The organism is Streptomyces sp. NPDC029169 (assembly GCF_055563935.1).
Genome location: NZ_JBVHXA010000001.1, coordinates 639,019 through 655,013 on the forward strand (window position 1 = coordinate 639,019; position 15,995 = coordinate 655,013).

The following is a 15,995-nucleotide window of genomic DNA, read 5'->3' on the forward strand; positions in this document are numbered from 1 at the left end:
GGGCCTCCGATATCTCGTCTCATCCAACTGGTCCGTTGCGGCTCAGTTGACGGTGACGGTGTAGGTGATGCGCTCGGGGGCCTGGGAGGGGGTGGCCGCCCCCGTGGTCGGGGTGGCGGAGGGTCCGTTCGTCTCGGGGGGCAGGGTGGAGGTGTTGCCCTGGCAGGTGGTGAACGTGCAGTGCAGCAGCGTGAACCGGGTGGTCCCCTCGCCCTTCGCCTCGAAGGTGAAGGTGAGCCGGCCGCCGGCTCCGGGCACCGGCTCGTCGCCGGAGTCCGACGCGTAGTCCTGGCCGCGGAGGACCAGCACCGAGCTGTCGGGCTTGGGGTCGACCAGGTACCAGTACTCGCGGGTGGAGGCGTTCTGGTCGACGGTGAGCGTGAAGCGCTCGCCCGGCTCGGCAGTGATGCTGGTGTCCTTCACCGGGCGGCTCGTGGTGCCGACCGGTTCGTCGGTGCCCGAGCCGCAGCCCGTGGTGAGAGCGAGGAGCACGGCCGCCGCGATCGCGGCACCGCCCCTGCTACCGCGGAAGATAGACGCTGTACGCATTGGGGAGTTCACTCTTGGAAGCCTTGCCCATGTGGCCGTTGATGAAGTCGTCCTCGCTGACCCAGGTGGTCGAGCCCCAGGGGTTGTACACCTGAAGCATGTCACCCTCCTGGGCGATGATGGTCATCGCGTGGGCGCCCTTCTCGCCCGAGACGTCGACCGGCACCGGCCGCCCCTGCGCCACCGACTTCTCGACTTCGGTGAGGACCGCCCTGCGGTCGGCGGCGCTGTTCAGGTCCTGGCGCTGGTAGTCAGTGCCGGTGGCAGTACCGACGGCCGTGTCGTTGATCCGCTCCTGCCCCTCGGGCCCCATGCCGGTCCAGTTCTTGCCGCCTTCGCCTTCGGTGTGCAGCCGGTGCTGTTCGGCCACCAGGCGCTGCTTGAAGGCGTTGGGGTCGTCCTGCTGCCCGTCGGGGCCGCCGGTGAGTTCGAGCGCGTACAGGGGATCGACCATGGCGCGGGACGTGACGGTGGACGAGGCCACACAGGTGCCCTCGGCGCCGTTGCCGCCCTGGACCCACAGCTGGCCGTTGAACGTCGCGTAGTCCTTGTTGTTGTTCGAGCCGTCCGGCGCCAGGCCCTCGTCGTTCATGCTGTCCGCGCCGGTGACCACCGGAGTGAGGTGCCGGCGCAGCCAGTCGGGGTCCTTGCCGTGGATCTTGTCCTGGAACTTCTCGATCTCGGCGACGCTGTGGCCGGCGGCCAGGGCCTTCATCAGGTAGGCCCGCTCCTGCGGGGTGTCCGACTTCGCCAGCATCCGCTCCATCGCCGTCTCGTCGTCGAGGCTCAGCAGGTCCATACGCGTCGACGCGCGCGCCAGCTCGGCGGCCTTGAGGATCTCGTTCAGTTCGGCGTCGGCGCCCGCGACGCCGGTGTCGGCGAGCATCAGCTTGTCGACGGCGGTGAGTTCGCTGGTCTCCATCTTCCCGGCCCGCGCCTCGGCGGCCCACTTGTTCAGGTCTCGGGCCGCGACGCAGGTGGCCTCCTGCGCGTCGGAGACGGCGGCGTGCATCAGGTCGACCGCGTAGGAGCCGAAGTGGGCGGCGTTCTTGCGGTCCCACTCCTCCTCGTCGTCCTCGTGCAGGTCGTCGAAGAAACCGTCCTTGCCGCCGAGCATCTTCTTCTGTTCCAGCAGCTGTCCGCGGCCCTGCTCGTCCTTGCGCTGCGCGGCGCCGATCGCGTCGGACAGCGTCAGCAGCACCCCCGCGCCACCCTGGAACGCAGCCCTCATCTGGTCCACGGCCCGGCCGGCGGCGTTCACCGCGTCGGATGCGCGGACGCTCGTGTCGCCGACCCACACCTCCGGGAGACCCTTGCGGCCCACCCGGTCGACCTGGTCGAAGACGCCGCCGACGGGGTCGACCTGGCCGCGGTAGAGCCTTGCCAGGCTCTCCAGCACGCCCTGGTCGCCGCCCGGTTCGGGCACCGAGAGGGCGTTGTCGATCAGGTCGAGGAGCTCGTTCTTGCTCCCGGCGCCGAGCATCTTCTTGGACAGCCCGGCGAGCAAATCGAGACGGAAGGAAGGGGAGTCGAAGGGAGAGGAGAAGAACGACACCGGCCCATCCCTCAGTAGCTCGACAGGGCCGAGGTGCGCTCGCCCTGCGTCGATGTGTCGGTGAGGCTGCTCGTGCCGCCGGCGGGGACACTGTCCACTTGCGTCTGCACCAAGCCGTCGGTGCCGCGGTAGGTCTTCTTGGCCAACTGCACCTTGCCACCGAGCTCGTGCAACGCCGACGCCAGCGTCTTGGCCTCCGCCTCCCAGGCCTTGACGAACGCGTTCAGCGCCGACGCGGCGTCATCGCCGCCGACATCGCGGTACGAGTAACTCGTGCGAGCCTTGACGGCCGAGCTGACGCCGTCCATGTCCGTTCCGGCGTCGTCGAGTTGCTGGGCCTGGCCGGTCATACCTGCCTTGACCTGGTAGCCGTCCGAGCCCACCGTACCTCCCCCGTACGCATTCGATCTTGATCGCGGGAAGGCTAACACGCACCGTACATACGAACGATCACACGCCGTCCGCCCCACACACCTCCTCCACATCACACCCACGACACGCCTGGGCGCCGGGGCCGGGGACGATGTGCACGTTGATGGAGGTTCAGTCCGGAGTCCCAGCCGCCTGAAGGCCGGTCACCGTCTGCACATATCGCAGGCTGGGCTCGGCCAGTACGGCGTGCAGCTGCTGAAAGAGCCGGCGTGCTGCGACCGCGTTCCAGTCCTCGGGCAGGAGTTCCTCCGGCAGGCCCGGGTCGAGATAGGGAAGGCGCCGCCACTGCGTGAGCATGGGGACGTAGTGGCGGAACGCCTCCTGGGGGTCGATGTCGGACGGCGATGTCAGCCGGGCCGCCACCGGGCCGTAGGTGTCGCTGAACGCGGCGTACTGCGCCTGGATCGCCGGGAAGTCCCACCAGGTGCTGACCGAGGCGCGCAGTTCACTGAACGCCACATACTGCGACGCGAACAGATGCACGTACTCGCTCAGGCCGAGCCGGTCGAGGGTGGCCCGGGCGTCGTCGAGGAGGCGCCCGGGGGCCAGCCATACCCCGGAGGTGATGTTCCCGAAGCCGAGCCAGGTCAGGCGGGTGCGGAGCTGGTACCGGTGGGCCCGTTCGGACTCCGGCACGGAGAACACCGCCGTCACCCAGCCGTCGGCCAGGTCCGCCGGCTCCAGGCTGCCGAAGATCCGGCGGTCGCCCTCGTCGAACACAGGATGGACGGCCGGGCTGAGGCGGTAGCCGTTGGCGCCGCGCCGCTCGGGTTCCAGGATGCCCCGCTTCTTCAAGCGGGAGATCGCCGAGCGCACCGCCGGTCCGTCCACGTCCAGTTCGGTCATCAGGACGATCAGGTCGGCGATGGAGATCCACCCCCCGAGCGGCCGGAGAAAGGCTCCGTAGACCGTGTTGATCAACGAGCTGGGCCTGAGGGGACTGTCGGACATGATCGCCTTCCGTGGTGTGCGGGGGCGATCCTACCGAGCGTCGTCCGGTACGGCCGGGCCGGTGGGCGCGAGCGCGGGCGACCGGTCATTCTGAGGTCGCCTCGCGCAGGGGCAGCGGCGTCTCGGCGTACGCACCGGAGAGGAGGTGTCCCGCTCCGGGCGCGACGGCCGGCAGGTCCAAGGTCCGCAGCATCTGGTGCGCGGTGCACACCGCCGCGGAGACGACAGGCTTGCCGAGGAGTTGTTCCGCCTCCTCGACGGCTCCGAGAGAGGGCATCTGGACGCAGGCGGACAGGACGACGGCGTCCGCGTCCGCGTGCTGGAGGGCGCGGGCGATACCGGGCAGCCGGGCGGGGTCGTGCGCGGCGACGTCGAGGTTGTCGGGAATCTCGAGCGCCGCATAGTCGAGTACCTCGATACCCTCGTGGGTCAGGTAGTCGACCACCGTCCGGGTCAGCGGGCGCATGTACGGGGCGACGAGCGCGATCTTCTTGGCGCCGAGGGTGTGCAGACCGTGCACGAGAGCGCCGGCGCTGGTGACGACCGGGGCAGGGGCGCCGTTCTCGGCCGTGCGGGCGTGCAGGCGTTCCTCGGAGGTGCGGTGGTAGCCGAGTCCCATGCTCATGATGGCGACGAGACACGCGTACCCGAGGACGTCCACACGGGCGTCGGACAGTTCGACGGCGCAGCGGTCGGAGTCGGCGTCCATCGACTTGAGCTGCTCGGGCGTGACGTGAGTCATGCGCATGCGGCTGGAGTGGAAGGTGAAGCGTTCCGGCGCCACGCTCTCGCGGGCGCGCAGGATGGCCGGGATCTCGGTTTCCATCGTGACGTTGGAGCTCGGCACGATCTGGCCGATGCGGTAGGTGCGGTGGGTGGTCATGGTTGCTCCGTTGCTGCTTGTCAGCGGGCGTCGACGACGGGGTTGGCGAGGGTGCCGATGTGCTCGACGGTCGCTTCCACGGTGTCGCCCGGGAAGAGGAACTCCGGGGGCACCATGCCGGCGCCCACCCCGGAGGGCGAGCCGGTCGCGATGACGTCGCCCGGCTCCAGCGTCACGCCGGAGGAGATGTCCGCGATCAGGCGGGCCACGGGGAAGAGCATGTGGCGGGTGTTGGACTTCTGCTTGGTGACGCCGTTGACGCGCAGTTCGAGATCCAGTGCCATGGGGTCGGCGATCTCGTCGGCGGTGACGACGGCGGGGCCGAAGGGCGCGTAGGAGTCCTGGCCCTTGGAGAAGAACCACTGGCCGGAGCGGCGCTGGTCGCGTGCGCTGATGTCGTTGACGATGCTGTAGCCGAAGATGTGGTCGTAGGCGTCCTCCTCGCTGACGCGGAAGGCGGTGCGGCCGATGACGACGGCGAGTTCGCACTCCCAGTCGAGCTGCTGGGTGAGGTCGCCGTTGTGCAGGATCGGCTGCCCGGGGCCGGTGACCGCGGTGGCGGGCTTGCTGAAGAGGACGGGGCGCGGGGGCAGGTCCTTGTCGGTGTCCAGGCTGCGGCTGGACTCCTCGACGTGTTCGACGTAGTTGAGGCCGACCCCGATGATCTTTCCCGGGCGCAGCGGGGCCTGGAGCACGACCTCCCCGAGGTCGTGGACGGCCGTGGTGGGCCAGTCGGACGGGTCGCCGGCGAGCAGCCTCCGCGCGGTCTCGTGGACGTCGGCGTCCGCGCGGACGAACGTCAGCAGGTCTTGAGGGAGTGCCCTGCCGTGGTGGGCGCCCAGGGGGGCGAGGTCGACCACTTGGTCGTCGACCAGGGCGCCGAGGCGGGCGGGGGCGTCGTCGAGCGTGTAGGTCACGAGGCGCATGACGGCTCCTTGGGAAGTGGTGGAGGAAGAGGACAGCGGGGGTTCGGGGCGATGCGGGGAAGGTTCGGATCGCCTCCGGTTCGGCGCCGCCGCGCCGGTACCGGTGTCAGGGCCGGCGGTTCCGGCGCGGCGGCGGCTCATGCGGTGGGCTGGTGCCCGCCGTTGTCGGTGTACGCCTCTTCACGGTGGAAGCCGAGGGAGCGCATGACAGGGAAGTCGTTGAACGAGAAGAGGCAGGCGTCCTCGTTCTGGTCGAGGTTCGCGTGTTCGTGCCAGGCCCAGGACGGGACGCAGAAGATGTCGCCCTGCTGCCAGTCGTAGCGCTTCCCGGCGATGACCGAGTAGCCCCGGCCCTTGGCCGCGGTGTAGACGACCGATCCGGTGTGGCGGTGGGCCCGGGTGGCCTGGCCGGGCCGCAGCAGCTGCATGTGGGCGCCCATGGTGGGCATCACGGAGCCGCCGGTGACGGGGTTGGTGTACTCGGCGATGACGCCGTCGTACGGGGAGCCTTCCGTGGCCTGGGCGAGATTGCGCAGGGACTCGTAGGTCGGCTCCCACGGGTAGGCGAGCAGGGGCGAGTAGGGCCTGGCCCACTTCTCGACGCCATAGGGCAGCAGGTTGGCGCCGTAGGTGAGGACCGAGGAGTTGATCACCTTCCCGGGCTGCTGGTACAGCTCGGGGTGGACCTCGTAGAAGCCCGCGTCCATGGCGTTGACCAGGGGGATGTCGAGGCCGTCCTGCCAGATGACGGGGACGTCGTCGGCCTCGTTGCCGTGCTCGTGCCAGGTGCCGTTGGGGGTGATGGCGAAGTCGCCGGGGCCGACCTTCAGCTTCTGGCCGTCGACGATCGTCCAGGCGCCGGTGCCCTCGTGGACGAAGCGCAAGGCGGCCGCCTGATGGCGGTGCGCGGTCATGGCCTCCCCCGGTCCCATGATCTGCAGTCCGGTGTAGAGGAGGCCGACGGCGGCGCTCACGTCCTTGCGGCCGGGGTTGACGAGCATGACCACGCGGCGTCCGGCGTCGTCGGCCTTGACCAGGTCGAGCGCCTTGCGCACCAGGGGACGCAGGGCGTTGTAGCGCCACAGGACCGGTACGGACTTCGGCTGCGGGTACCACGGCTCGATGTCGTTGGCCACGGTCCAGAGTGCGCCGGCCTCCAGTTCGGCGAGTTCGCCGTAGTAGGCGGTGAGTTCGGGGGTGTCGGACACGCGGGCCCGGCCCAGCCTGTCGTCGTCGTACTCGGCGGTGGTCATGAGTCCTCCTTCGTAGCCCCGGCGGTGCCGGTGTCGTCGGCCGGGAGCGGCAGGTCGGTGGCTTGGTGGGCGGGACGGGCCGTGAAGACGACCGGGGTGCGTGGAGTGTTGTCGACGTGGAGGCGGAAGACGTCGAAGCGGTTGTAGTGGCCGACGATGTCGTGCATCTGCTTGGGCTGGATGCACTTGGCCAGGTCGATCTCGGCGTAGACGATGCCTTCGTCGTCGACGAGCGGCTCGGTGACGGGGCGGCCGTCGGGCCCGAAGATCCCGGACAGGGCGCTGCGTGGACGGGCGAGCATCCGCCGTACGTCTTCGTCGTCCCCCGCGACGGTGTCCACGATCTCCTCCGAGATCGTGGAACAGGCCACAACGGAGAAGACCTTGCCCTCGAAACTGTGGGCTGCCGTGCGGACGGCGATGGCGTCCGCCATGTCGTAGTCCTCCGGCGCGACGGGCAGTGCGATGTAGCTGGCCGCGTGCACCAACTCGCCCTGGGCGAGCAGGGTGAAGCGGGCGAGGGTGTTGGTGTTCTCGCCGCAGGCGAGCACTCCGAGCGGCCCGACGGGTGTGGCATGGACCTTGAGGGAGCTGCCGTCGCCGCCGGTCCAGGTCAGTTTCTCCGCCCATGTGGGGACGAGCTTGCGGTGCACTCCGAGGAGTTCGCCGTCCGGCCCGATGGTGAGCAGGGTGTTGTAGAGGACGCCGAGGCTGTGGGGGCTTCGTTCGTTGATGCCGATGACCACCACGACGCCGTGCCGGCGGGCCGCCGCGCGCAGCGTGTCCACGTGCGGGCCGGGGACGTCGACGGAGGCCCGCCACAGGCGCTCGAACCACGGCGACCCCTGGACGGGGTTCATCGTCCAGTTCCAGTACGGGTAACCGGGGACGAACACCTCGGGAAAGACGATCAGTTCGGCGCCGTGGGAGGCGGCCTCCGCGATGAGCGACACGGCCTTCTCGACCGTGGCCGCCGGATCCAGGAAGACCGGCGAGGACTGCACGGCCGCCGCCGTGAAGCGGGGCAGCCTCTCCCTCTCTTCCTTCATCTGTTCCTTCATCTGTTCCTCCATGTCAGACGGCTGCTGTCACGGGCTCGGGAAGCCACCGCTGGTGCACGGGAGTGGGTTCGTCCCGGAGCAGCTGGAGGCGCGGCGGTATGCGGTCGGTGCGGGCGCCCGGCGGCCGGCGGCTGCCCGCCTTCCAGTACGCCGGCCAGGGCGCGGCCGGGCCCCTGTACCCCTGGGCGGCCGCGGCGTGGAGCGTCCACAGCGGGTCGTGGAGCTGGGCGCGGCCGACGGCGCACAGGTCGGCCCGACCGGCCAGGATCAGGGAGTTGACGTCGTCGTAGGTGGAGATGGCGCCCACGGTGATGACGGGTACGCCGACGGTGTTGCGGATCAGGTCGGCGTAGGGCGTCTGGTAGCTGCGGCCGAAGCGGGGCCGCTCGTGTGCGACGACCTCTCCGGTGGAGACGTCGACGGCGTCCGCTCCCGCTTCGGCGAGGGCTCGGCACAGCTCGACCACGTCGGCTTCTGCGATGCCGCCGTCGGCCCAGTCGGCAGCCGAGATCCGGACGATCAGGGCCTTGGAAGCGGGCCATACCGCGCGTACGTCGCGCAGGACCTCCAGGGGGAAGCGCATCCGGTTCGTGAGGCCGCCGCCGTACTCGTCCGTCCGGGTGTTGGTCAGCGGTGACAGGAAGCCGGACATCAAGTGCCCGTGGCCGTACTGGAGTTCCAGCACGTCGAAGCCGGCCCGGTCGGCACGCAGGGCCGCGGCGGCGAAGTCCTGCCCGATCGCGTCCATGTCCTCGCGGGTCGCCTCGCGGGGCGTCGCGCTCGCCGTGTCCCAGGGCAGGGCGGACGCGGCTACCAGCGGCCACCCGTCCTCGCCGAGGGGGTGGCACCGGCCGTCGGCCCGCGGTGTGCCGGTCGCGGCGCGCCGTCCGGCGTGGGTGAGCTGGATGCCGAGGCGGGTGTCCGACTGCCCGCGGACGAAGTCGGCGATCCGGCGCCAGGCCGCTTCCTGCTCGTCGGTGTACAGGCCCGGGCAGCCGGGGGTGGCCCGTCCGTCGGCGCTGACGGCCGTCATACCGGCGATGACGAGCCCCGAGCCGCCCACTGCCTGCGTGCTGAGGTGGACGAGTTCGACGTCTCCCGGTACACCGTCCTGCGCGGAGTACAGCGCGGTGGGCGGTACGACGACACGGTTGCGCAGGCGCACCCCGCCCAGCCGGAACGGCCGGAACATCGGGGGCGCCGAATCGGCCTGGCCGCCGATCGCCGTGCTCTCCTCGTGCCAGGTGTCCACCGCCCCGGTGAACGCCTCGTCGCGCACGCGCAGGTTGTCGTAGGTGACCCGCCGGCTCCGGGTGAGCAGGTTGAACGCGAACTGGAGCGGTTCCTGTCGGGTGTAGCGGCCGACGTTCTCGAACCATTCGAGGCTGGCCTGGGCGGCCCGCTGCGTGGACTCGACGACCGGCTTGCGCTCGGACTCGTACGCGGCGAGCGCGCGGGGCACGTCCGGGTGTTCGTGGAGGCAGGCGGCCAGGGCGAGGGCGTCCTCCATGGCGAGCTTGGTGCCGGAGCCGATGGAGAAGTGAGCGGTGTGGGCGGCGTCCCCGAGCAGAACGATGTTCTCGTGGTGCCAAGTCCTGTTCCGCACCGTGGTGAAGCGGATCCACCGGGAGCCGTTGGGTATCAGCCGGTGGCCGTCGAGGTGTTCGGCGAGGATCTCCTCGCACAGCCGGATGCTGTCCTCGTCGTCCGCCCCCGGCGGGAGGTCGCGCGCCGCGAAGGCGTCGAATCCCGCCCGCCGCCAGGAGTCCTCGTCGATCTCGACGATGAACGTGCTGCGCGTGTCGTCGAACGGGTACGCGTGGACCTGCACGGTCCCGAAGTCGCGTTCCGCGACGATGAAGGTGAAGGCTTCGAGGACCTTGTCGGTGGCGAGCCACATGTAGCGGCAGTGCCGTTCGTCCAGGTCCGGTCCGAAGGTGTCGGCGTACGCGCTCCGGGTCTGCGACCGTACGCCGTCGCTCGCCACCACGAGGTCGTGGTCGGCGGCGAGTTCGGCCGCGGACGGGGCGAGCGTGCCGTAGCGCACGTCCACTCCCAGGGCCGCACACCGCTCCTGGAGGATCTGCAGCAGGCGCTTGCGGCCGAGAGCGGCGAAACCGTGGCCGCCCGAGGTGAGCACCTGCCCCTGGTAGCGCACGTCGATGTCGCTCCAGCGGGCGAACTCCGCGGACATGGCCGCGTAGACCTCCGGGTCGGCCTGGGCGATGCCGTCGAGGGTCTCGTCGGAGAACACCACTCCGAAGCCGAAGGTGTCGTCGGCCGCGTTCCGCTCCCAGACGGTGATCTCCCAGTGTGGTGAGAGCTGCTTGGCCAGGGCCGCGAAGTACAGCCCGCCGGGCCCTCCGCCGATGACTGCTACGCGCACGGCGTCCTCCTAGTGGTTCGAGGAACAACGTATGCCGTAATTCCTACGATCGTCAAGAAAGCTATATACATGAGCTTGGCCTGCATGAACCGGCGTCTCAGCCGAGGGTTTCGGGAGCCTGCACGCCCGCCTTGGTGAAGAGCTCGCGCACGTCGTCCGGCCACGGCGTGGAGCCCGAGGCGCGTGAGGAGGAGTGCGCGATCGCCATCCGGCCGGTGGCCGCCACCTCGTCGCCCTGGGCGCGGACGGTGAAGGCGTAGTGCAGCGAGGTGGTGCCGACCTTGGTGACGCGTAGTTCGATGCGTACGAGGTCGCCGAACCACAGCCGTGCCCGGTAGTCGGCCTCGAAGTGCACACGCGGAGTGCTGCCGAAGAGGTGGGCGAGGCCCAGGCGGCGCAACAGGGCGGCCTCCGCCGCCTCCACCCAGCGCACGACGGTGGAGTGGTGGTAGTGGCCGGCGGCATCGGTGTCGGGCCATTCGACGCGACGCTCGATGACGATGCTGGGCAGGTTCAACTCGCCGTCTTCGGCGGCCCCCTCGGCACAGCTGCCGATCGGCGGGGTCGCGGGGTGGGTGATGGGGGTTTCCATGAAGAGCCTTCTCTCAGCTGCCGGCCGCGTTCGCAGCACGCCGGCGCAGCACGTTGCGCTGCAGCTTTCCGTTGCTGGTGCGCGGCAGTTCGGTCACGAACTCGACCGCGCGCGGGTACTTGTAGGGCGCGACGGCCTGTTTGACGTGGTCCTGGAGTTCCTTGACGGTGGCTTCGCCGGCGGCGACGCCGTCGACCAGGACCACATACGCCTTGACGACCATGCCGCGCCGCTCGTCCGGCGCCCCGACGACGCCGCAGTCCGCCACGTAGGGGTGGTCGAGGAGCGCCTTCTCGACCTCCGGGCCTGCGATGTTGTAGCCGGAGGAGACGATCATGTCGTCGCTGCGCGCTACGTACCAGAAGTAGCCGTCCGCGTCCCGCCGGTAGGTGTCGCCGGTGATGTTCCAGCCGTTCCTGACGTACGTCGTCTGGCGCGGATCGTCGAGGTAGCGGCAGCCCGTCGGGCCGGTGACGGCGAGCAGGCCGGGCTCCCCGTCGGGAACGGGCACACCGGCGTCGTCGACGATCATCGCGCGGTACCCGGGAACGGGCTTGCCGGTCGCCCCGGGGCGGATGTCGTCGTCGGCGGCGGAGATGAACACGTGCAGCATCTCGGTGGCGCCGATGCCGTCGATGATGCGCAGCCCGGTCGCAGCGTGGAAGTCCTCCCACACCTGGGCCGGCAGGGCCTCCCCGGCGGACACGCATCTGCGCAGGCCGGACAGCTGGTCCGCGGCACCGGCGGCCATGATCGCCCGGTATGCGGTGGGGGCGGTGAACAGGACCGTGACGCCGTGCTCGGCGACGAGATCGGCCAGTCGCCGCGGCGACGCCTGCTCGACGAGCAACGTCGCCGCCCCGGCGTGAAGCGGGAAGACGACCAGGCCGCCGAGTCCGAACGTGAAGGCCAGCGGCGGCGTGCCGGTGAAGACGTCGTCCGGCCGGGGCTTGAGGATGTGCCGGGAGAAGGTGTCGGCGTTGGCGAGCACGTCCCGGTGGAAGTGCATCGTCGCCTTGGGCTTCCCGGTCGTACCCGAGGTGAAGGCGATGAGGGCCACGTCGTCGGCGGCGGTCAGGACGTTGTCGAACACGCCGTCCTTGACCGCGCAGCGGCGGGTCAGGTCGCCCTCGCCGTCGCCACCGTAGGAGAGGACGGTCAGCCCCGGCGTGTCGGCGGCTCGCAACTCGTCGGCATACCTGTGGTCGCACAGGGCGACGACGGGCCGGCTGATCTCGTGCAGTTGCGCGAGTTCCGCGGCCCGCAGCATCGGCATGGTGGTGACCGCGACACCGCCCGCCTTGAGCACGCCGAACCAGGAGGCGACCAGCCAGGGGTTGTTGGGGCCGCGCAGCAGCACCCGGCTGCCGGGGACCAGACCGAGGTCCTCGGTGAGGACCTGCGCCACCTGGTTGGCGTGGCGCAGCAGGTCGCCGTACGTCCACCGGTCGGTCGGGGTGAGCAGGCAAGGCCGGTCGGCGCCCCATCGTTCGGCGCCGTCGTCGAGCAGGCGGACGGCGCAGTTGAGGCGGTCCGGATACGTCAACTCCGGGAGGTCGAAGTGCAGTTGAGGCCAGAGGAGGAAGGGAGGAAGCCGGTCGCGGCAGAAGGCGTCCACGTGGGCGGACGGGGAGAGCTCCATGGGGCGCACACCTCGGTTTCGGGGGCAGCGGAGGGAGTGCGGCAAGTATTTCGCTAAATTGACGAGCGTCAAGTTTTCACGACATTGATTTTTATGACGATCCGTCACGCGAACGGGACGCGGATCCTCACGACCTTGCCGGACGCCGCACGGAACGCCGTCAGCTCACCGCCGGCCTCGCCGGCCAGGAAGTTCACGATCGCGAGACCGCGACCGCCCTCCGCATCCGCGTCGGCATCGAGGCGAATGCCCTCACCGAAGCGCGGCAGGCAGGGGTCTCCGTCGGCGACGTCGAGCTGCAGCCGGCCCCCACCGAGGGCGACCGTGACCCGCAGCCGACCCCCCGCGCCGCCGGCGTGCCGGACGGCGTTGGACAGGAGCTCCGTGCCGGCCAACAGCAGCAGCTCGACGCAAGGAAGTGCGACGCCCCAGCCTTCGAGCGTGCGGCGCAGACGCGCCCGCACCCTGGGAACCTCGAACGCCGCCCCCCGCGCCGCCCAGCAGGCGAGCCGGCGCCCCGGAGGCGGAGGGGAAGAGGCGGACGACGGGGCGGAACGGGTGGGCGCCTCGCTGCGCGAGCGGGGCAGCGGGGCAGTCGGGGACAACACGGGACCGGGCATGGGGACTCCCTGGCGAGAGGGGCGACGCACGCCGTGCTATCTCGTGTAACCTCTCGGGTCACACACCATCCGACGCATCGACGATCGAGGCGTTTACGACGCCGCACCTATTGTGTTACACGTGTAACAACCTTAGGCGGACCCCGTTGAGATCGCAACGCATTTCGGACATTCAATGGGAGTTCTGCCACATACCCGCAGAAAGAGGCGGACATGACGCAATCACCTCCCACGGCCCCGGCCGCACAGCCGCCCGCCGGAATCGAGTCGGCATGGCCGCCGCCGCCCTTCCGTGCCCCCGCTCCGCCGTTGGTCGGCCAGGACGGGGTGCGCCGCTTCGACGGACTCACCTATGCGGCCACCGTGGGATACCGGCCGTGCCTGCTCGACGTCCAGGTACCGGCGTCCGAGCGCCCCGTCCCGGCCGTGGTGTGGATCCACGGCGGCGGCTGGCTGGAGGGCGACCGCCGCTTCCCGCCGCCGACCGTGCCGGTGGAGGTGCTGCACGGCGCGGTCCTCGGCGCCGGCCTCGCCCTGATCAGCATCGACTACCGGCACAGCCTTGAGGCCCCTTTCCCGGCCCAGCTGCACGACGCGAAGGCCGCCATCCGGTACGTGCGCCGCTTCGCCGCCGAGCTCGGCATCGACGAGGACCGGATCGGCGTCATGGGTGAGTCGGCGGGCGGACACCTGGCCGCGCTCGCCGGGCTTGTGGGGCCGGACGGGGCCGACGGGGCCGACGGGGCCGACGGCACCGTCGCACTGGAGGGCGCCGTGGGGGTCCACGACGAGGACAGTGCCGTGCAGGCCGTCGTCAGCTGGTACCCCGCCACGGACCTCGGCGTGTTGCTCTCGCACCCGCTGCCCATGCCGCCCGCGCCGAACGGAGCCGAGTACCCCAACCCTTTCGGCGCCCTGCTGGGCGGCACCCCGGAGCAGTGGCCTGAGCTCGCCCGCGCCGCCAGCCCGGTCACCTACGTGGGCTCCGCCACCCCGCCCCCGTTCCTCCTGATCCACGGAACGGCGGACCGCCTGCTGCCGTACAGCCAGAGCGAGACCCTCGCCGCAGCGCTTCGGAGCGCCGGTGGTGACGTCACCCTGCGACCGGTGGAGGGCGCCGACCACATCTTCCTCGGCGCTCCCGACGTCGCGCCGATCGTCACCGAGAGCGTCGCCTTCCTCGCCCGCCACCTGGGCGTCTGAGCACAGCCGTCGAACACCCTGCGCGGGGCGCCGTCATCACGGTGCCCCGCGCACCCGCACCCGCACCCGCACCCGCACCCGCACCCGCACCCCGCGAGAGGTATCCCATGACCGGCACTCCGACCCCGACTCCGACCCCGACCCCGACTCCGGTGACGCCCGCTGCGGCGCCGGTGCCGTCACGGCTCAGCCGCCCCTCCCCCACTGCCCCGCGCTCCGGCCCGCTCGTGTTCGGAGTCCTCTTCCTGCTGGTCACCGCCGTGCTCGCCGCCGCGGTACTCTCGCGCCCCGAGCGACCGGTCTTGCAGCCTCTCGATGACACGTGGCTGCGGTGGATGGGAGGCCCGCACGACGGCCCGTACGAGGTGGTCGCCGCCGCGCTCGACTGGTTCGGCGGGCCGCTGGGTGTGGTGGTCCCGGTGGGTCTGCTGGTCTTCCTGGCGGTCCGGAAGCGCTGGCCGTCGCTGCTCTGCCTGCTGACCACGTACCTGGTGGGGAACCTCCTCGTCGTCCAGGCCTTGAAGTACGGGGTGGACCGGCCCCGCCCCGCCGACCCCCTGGTCCGTGTGGACCACGGTTCGTTCCCGTCCGGACACGTGGCCGGAACGGCCCTCCTCGTGGTGATCACGGTCGCCCTGCTCGTGCCCGCGGGCCGTCGGCGCGGCTGGTGGGCGGCCGGCGCGGTCCTCACACTGGCGATGATGTGGAGCCGCACCTGGCTGCACGCGCACTGGCTGAGCGACACCCTGGCCGGTGCCACGACGGGAGCCGGAACGGCCCTCGTGCTGTGGTGGGCCTTCACTCCGCTGCTGAACCGCGAAGAGGCCGTGCGCGGCCGGGATCCTCAGGCGGACTGACGGCTCAGAAGGGCTGGCAGGCTCAGGAGGACTGACGGTGCACCAGCACGGGCTCCACGCCCGGCATCTCCGGCGGTGCACCGCGGTCCACCAGTTCGTGCAGGGCGTCGGCGATCTGCGCGGGCGTGGGCAGGTCCAGGCGTACGGACGTCAGCGGGGGCTGCTGCAGCGCCGACAGGACCAGGTCGTCGCAGCCGACGACGGCAACGTCCTCCGGAACGGAGACGCCCTCGTTGCGCAGGGCGTGCAGCAGCAGGGCGGCGTACTCGTCGTTGTAGGCGAACACCCCGTCCAGGCCCAGCTCCCGCCAGCGCCCGGCGAGTTCGGCGGCGGATTCGTGGGTGTAGGACAGGTCCACCGGGGTGATCGTCGCCGTGCTGCGGGCGGCGACGCCCTCGGCGCCGGCGAGGCGCGGCCGAGCGAAGGTTGCCAGGCCGCGCTCCTGCGGCATGATCACGCCGATCCTCCGTCGCCCCTGCGTCACCAGGTGCTCGACGGCGAGCGCGCCGATGCGCGCCTGGTCGAAGTCGACGGTATGGACGCCGGCCACCTCCCGGGACGCGAACGCCAGCACCCCGCGTACCCCCGCCCTGCTCAGCACGTCCACGGCCTGCCCGGACAGACTGTCGCCCTCCAGGGCCACGACCGCCGCCGGGCGCAGTTCCGCCCAGGCCCGGGCGGCGCTCACCGGGTCGGGGAACCGCCCGGCGTGCAGGACGAGGACGTACCCGTGGCGTTCGAGCTCGCTCTCCAGGTCGTCGACCCATTCGCTGACCAGGCGTCCGGCCGCCGAGACCGAAGCGGGGATCAGCACGAGATTGCTGCGCCCGGCCCGGAGCGACCGGGCGGCGGCGTGCGGTACGTACCCCAGCTGCTCGGCCGCCGCCAGTACCCGGGCGCGTGTGGTGTCGCTGACCCGGTGCGCCTGCGTGTTGTTGAGGACGAAGGACACCGTCGCCCGCGACACGCCCGCCAGGCGCGCCACGTCCGCGCTCGTGACGGCGGCCGCCGCGGTCGGCTTCTTAGCCATGACGTCCCCTGACTCGTCCCGTCCTTCGGCCGATCGGCCAAGGCCCAGGTTACAC

15 protein-coding genes are annotated in these 15,995 nt (G+C 70.8%); 2 read left to right on the forward strand and 13 right to left on the reverse strand.

The features are described 5' to 3' along the window. Positions 1–42: 42 nt before the first annotated feature. The 12 genes from ACZ4VI_RS02725 to ACZ4VI_RS02780 all read right to left on the reverse strand — a co-directional run bounded on the left by ACZ4VI_RS02725 (position 43) and on the right by ACZ4VI_RS02780 (position 12,694). A complete protein-coding gene (locus tag ACZ4VI_RS02725) occupies positions 43–549 on the reverse strand; it encodes a protease inhibitor I42 family protein (protein WP_467995949.1) in 507 nt (168 codons plus the stop codon). Beyond that, complete coding sequence (locus tag ACZ4VI_RS02730) at positions 521–2,104, reverse strand: peptidoglycan-binding protein (RefSeq protein WP_467995951.1); 1,584 nt, start codon at positions 2,102–2,104, stop codon at positions 521–523. The genes ACZ4VI_RS02725 and ACZ4VI_RS02730 overlap by 29 nt, the downstream gene beginning before the upstream one ends. Before the next feature lie 11 nt (positions 2,105–2,115). Beyond that, on the reverse strand, positions 2,116–2,487 hold the full coding sequence (locus ACZ4VI_RS02735; protein WP_467995953.1) for a hypothetical protein: 372 nt from the start codon (positions 2,485–2,487) through the stop codon (positions 2,116–2,118). Positions 2,488–2,647: 160 nt separating this feature from the next. Continuing rightward, positions 2,648–3,487 carry a PaaX family transcriptional regulator gene (locus ACZ4VI_RS02740; RefSeq protein ID WP_467995954.1) on the reverse strand — a complete coding sequence of 280 codons (840 nt, stop codon included), beginning with the start codon at positions 3,485–3,487 and terminating at the stop codon, positions 2,648–2,650. A gap of 85 nt (positions 3,488–3,572) precedes the next feature. Next, positions 3,573–4,370, reverse strand: coding sequence for a maleate cis-trans isomerase family protein (locus tag ACZ4VI_RS02745; RefSeq protein ID WP_467995955.1), 798 nt, complete (start codon positions 4,368–4,370; stop codon positions 3,573–3,575). Between the two features lie 20 nt (positions 4,371–4,390). Beyond that, on the reverse strand, positions 4,391–5,296 hold the full coding sequence (locus ACZ4VI_RS02750; protein ID WP_467995957.1) for a fumarylacetoacetate hydrolase family protein: 906 nt from the start codon (positions 5,294–5,296) through the stop codon (positions 4,391–4,393). Between the two features lie 137 nt (positions 5,297–5,433). Beyond that, the gene (locus ACZ4VI_RS02755; RefSeq protein WP_467995959.1) at positions 5,434–6,549 is read right to left on the reverse strand and encodes a cupin domain-containing protein; all 1,116 of its coding nucleotides are present in this window, start codon (positions 6,547–6,549) and stop codon (positions 5,434–5,436) included. After that, on the reverse strand, positions 6,546–7,610 hold the full coding sequence (locus ACZ4VI_RS02760; protein WP_467995961.1) for a carbon-nitrogen hydrolase family protein: 1,065 nt from the start codon (positions 7,608–7,610) through the stop codon (positions 6,546–6,548). The genes ACZ4VI_RS02755 and ACZ4VI_RS02760 overlap by 4 nt, the downstream gene beginning before the upstream one ends. Positions 7,611–7,623: 13 nt before the next feature. Then, complete coding sequence (locus ACZ4VI_RS02765; RefSeq protein WP_467995963.1) at positions 7,624–9,996, reverse strand: bifunctional salicylyl-CoA 5-hydroxylase/oxidoreductase; 2,373 nt, start codon at positions 9,994–9,996, stop codon at positions 7,624–7,626. 97 nt (positions 9,997–10,093) lie between these two features. Continuing rightward, on the reverse strand, positions 10,094–10,588 hold the full coding sequence (locus ACZ4VI_RS02770) for an acyl-CoA thioesterase (protein WP_467995964.1): 495 nt from the start codon (positions 10,586–10,588) through the stop codon (positions 10,094–10,096). 13 nt (positions 10,589–10,601) lie between these two features. Then, positions 10,602–12,230, reverse strand: coding sequence for an AMP-binding protein (locus ACZ4VI_RS02775; protein WP_467995966.1), 1,629 nt, complete (start codon positions 12,228–12,230; stop codon positions 10,602–10,604). Between the two features lie 104 nt (positions 12,231–12,334). Then, positions 12,335–12,694 (reverse strand): ATP-binding protein, encoded by a 360-nt coding sequence (locus ACZ4VI_RS02780; protein ID WP_467995967.1) that lies wholly within the window; start codon positions 12,692–12,694, stop codon positions 12,335–12,337. Positions 12,695–13,063: 369 nt separating this feature from the next. On the opposite strand from ACZ4VI_RS02780, the gene ACZ4VI_RS02785 reads away from it, so the two are divergent. Next, positions 13,064–14,053: an alpha/beta hydrolase fold domain-containing protein gene (locus ACZ4VI_RS02785; RefSeq protein WP_467995969.1), complete on the forward strand. Its 990-nt coding sequence runs from the start codon at positions 13,064–13,066 to the stop codon at positions 14,051–14,053. A 107-nt stretch (positions 14,054–14,160) separates the two neighbouring features. After that, entirely contained in the window at positions 14,161–14,910 is a 750-nt protein-coding gene (locus tag ACZ4VI_RS02790) for a phosphatase PAP2 family protein (RefSeq protein ID WP_467995970.1), read from the forward strand. A gap of 22 nt (positions 14,911–14,932) precedes the next feature. Here ACZ4VI_RS02790 and ACZ4VI_RS02795 read toward each other — a convergent pair whose 3' ends face one another. After that, positions 14,933–15,940 (reverse strand): LacI family DNA-binding transcriptional regulator, encoded by a 1,008-nt coding sequence (locus tag ACZ4VI_RS02795; protein ID WP_467995972.1) that lies wholly within the window; start codon positions 15,938–15,940, stop codon positions 14,933–14,935. Positions 15,941–15,995 lie beyond the last annotated feature (55 nt).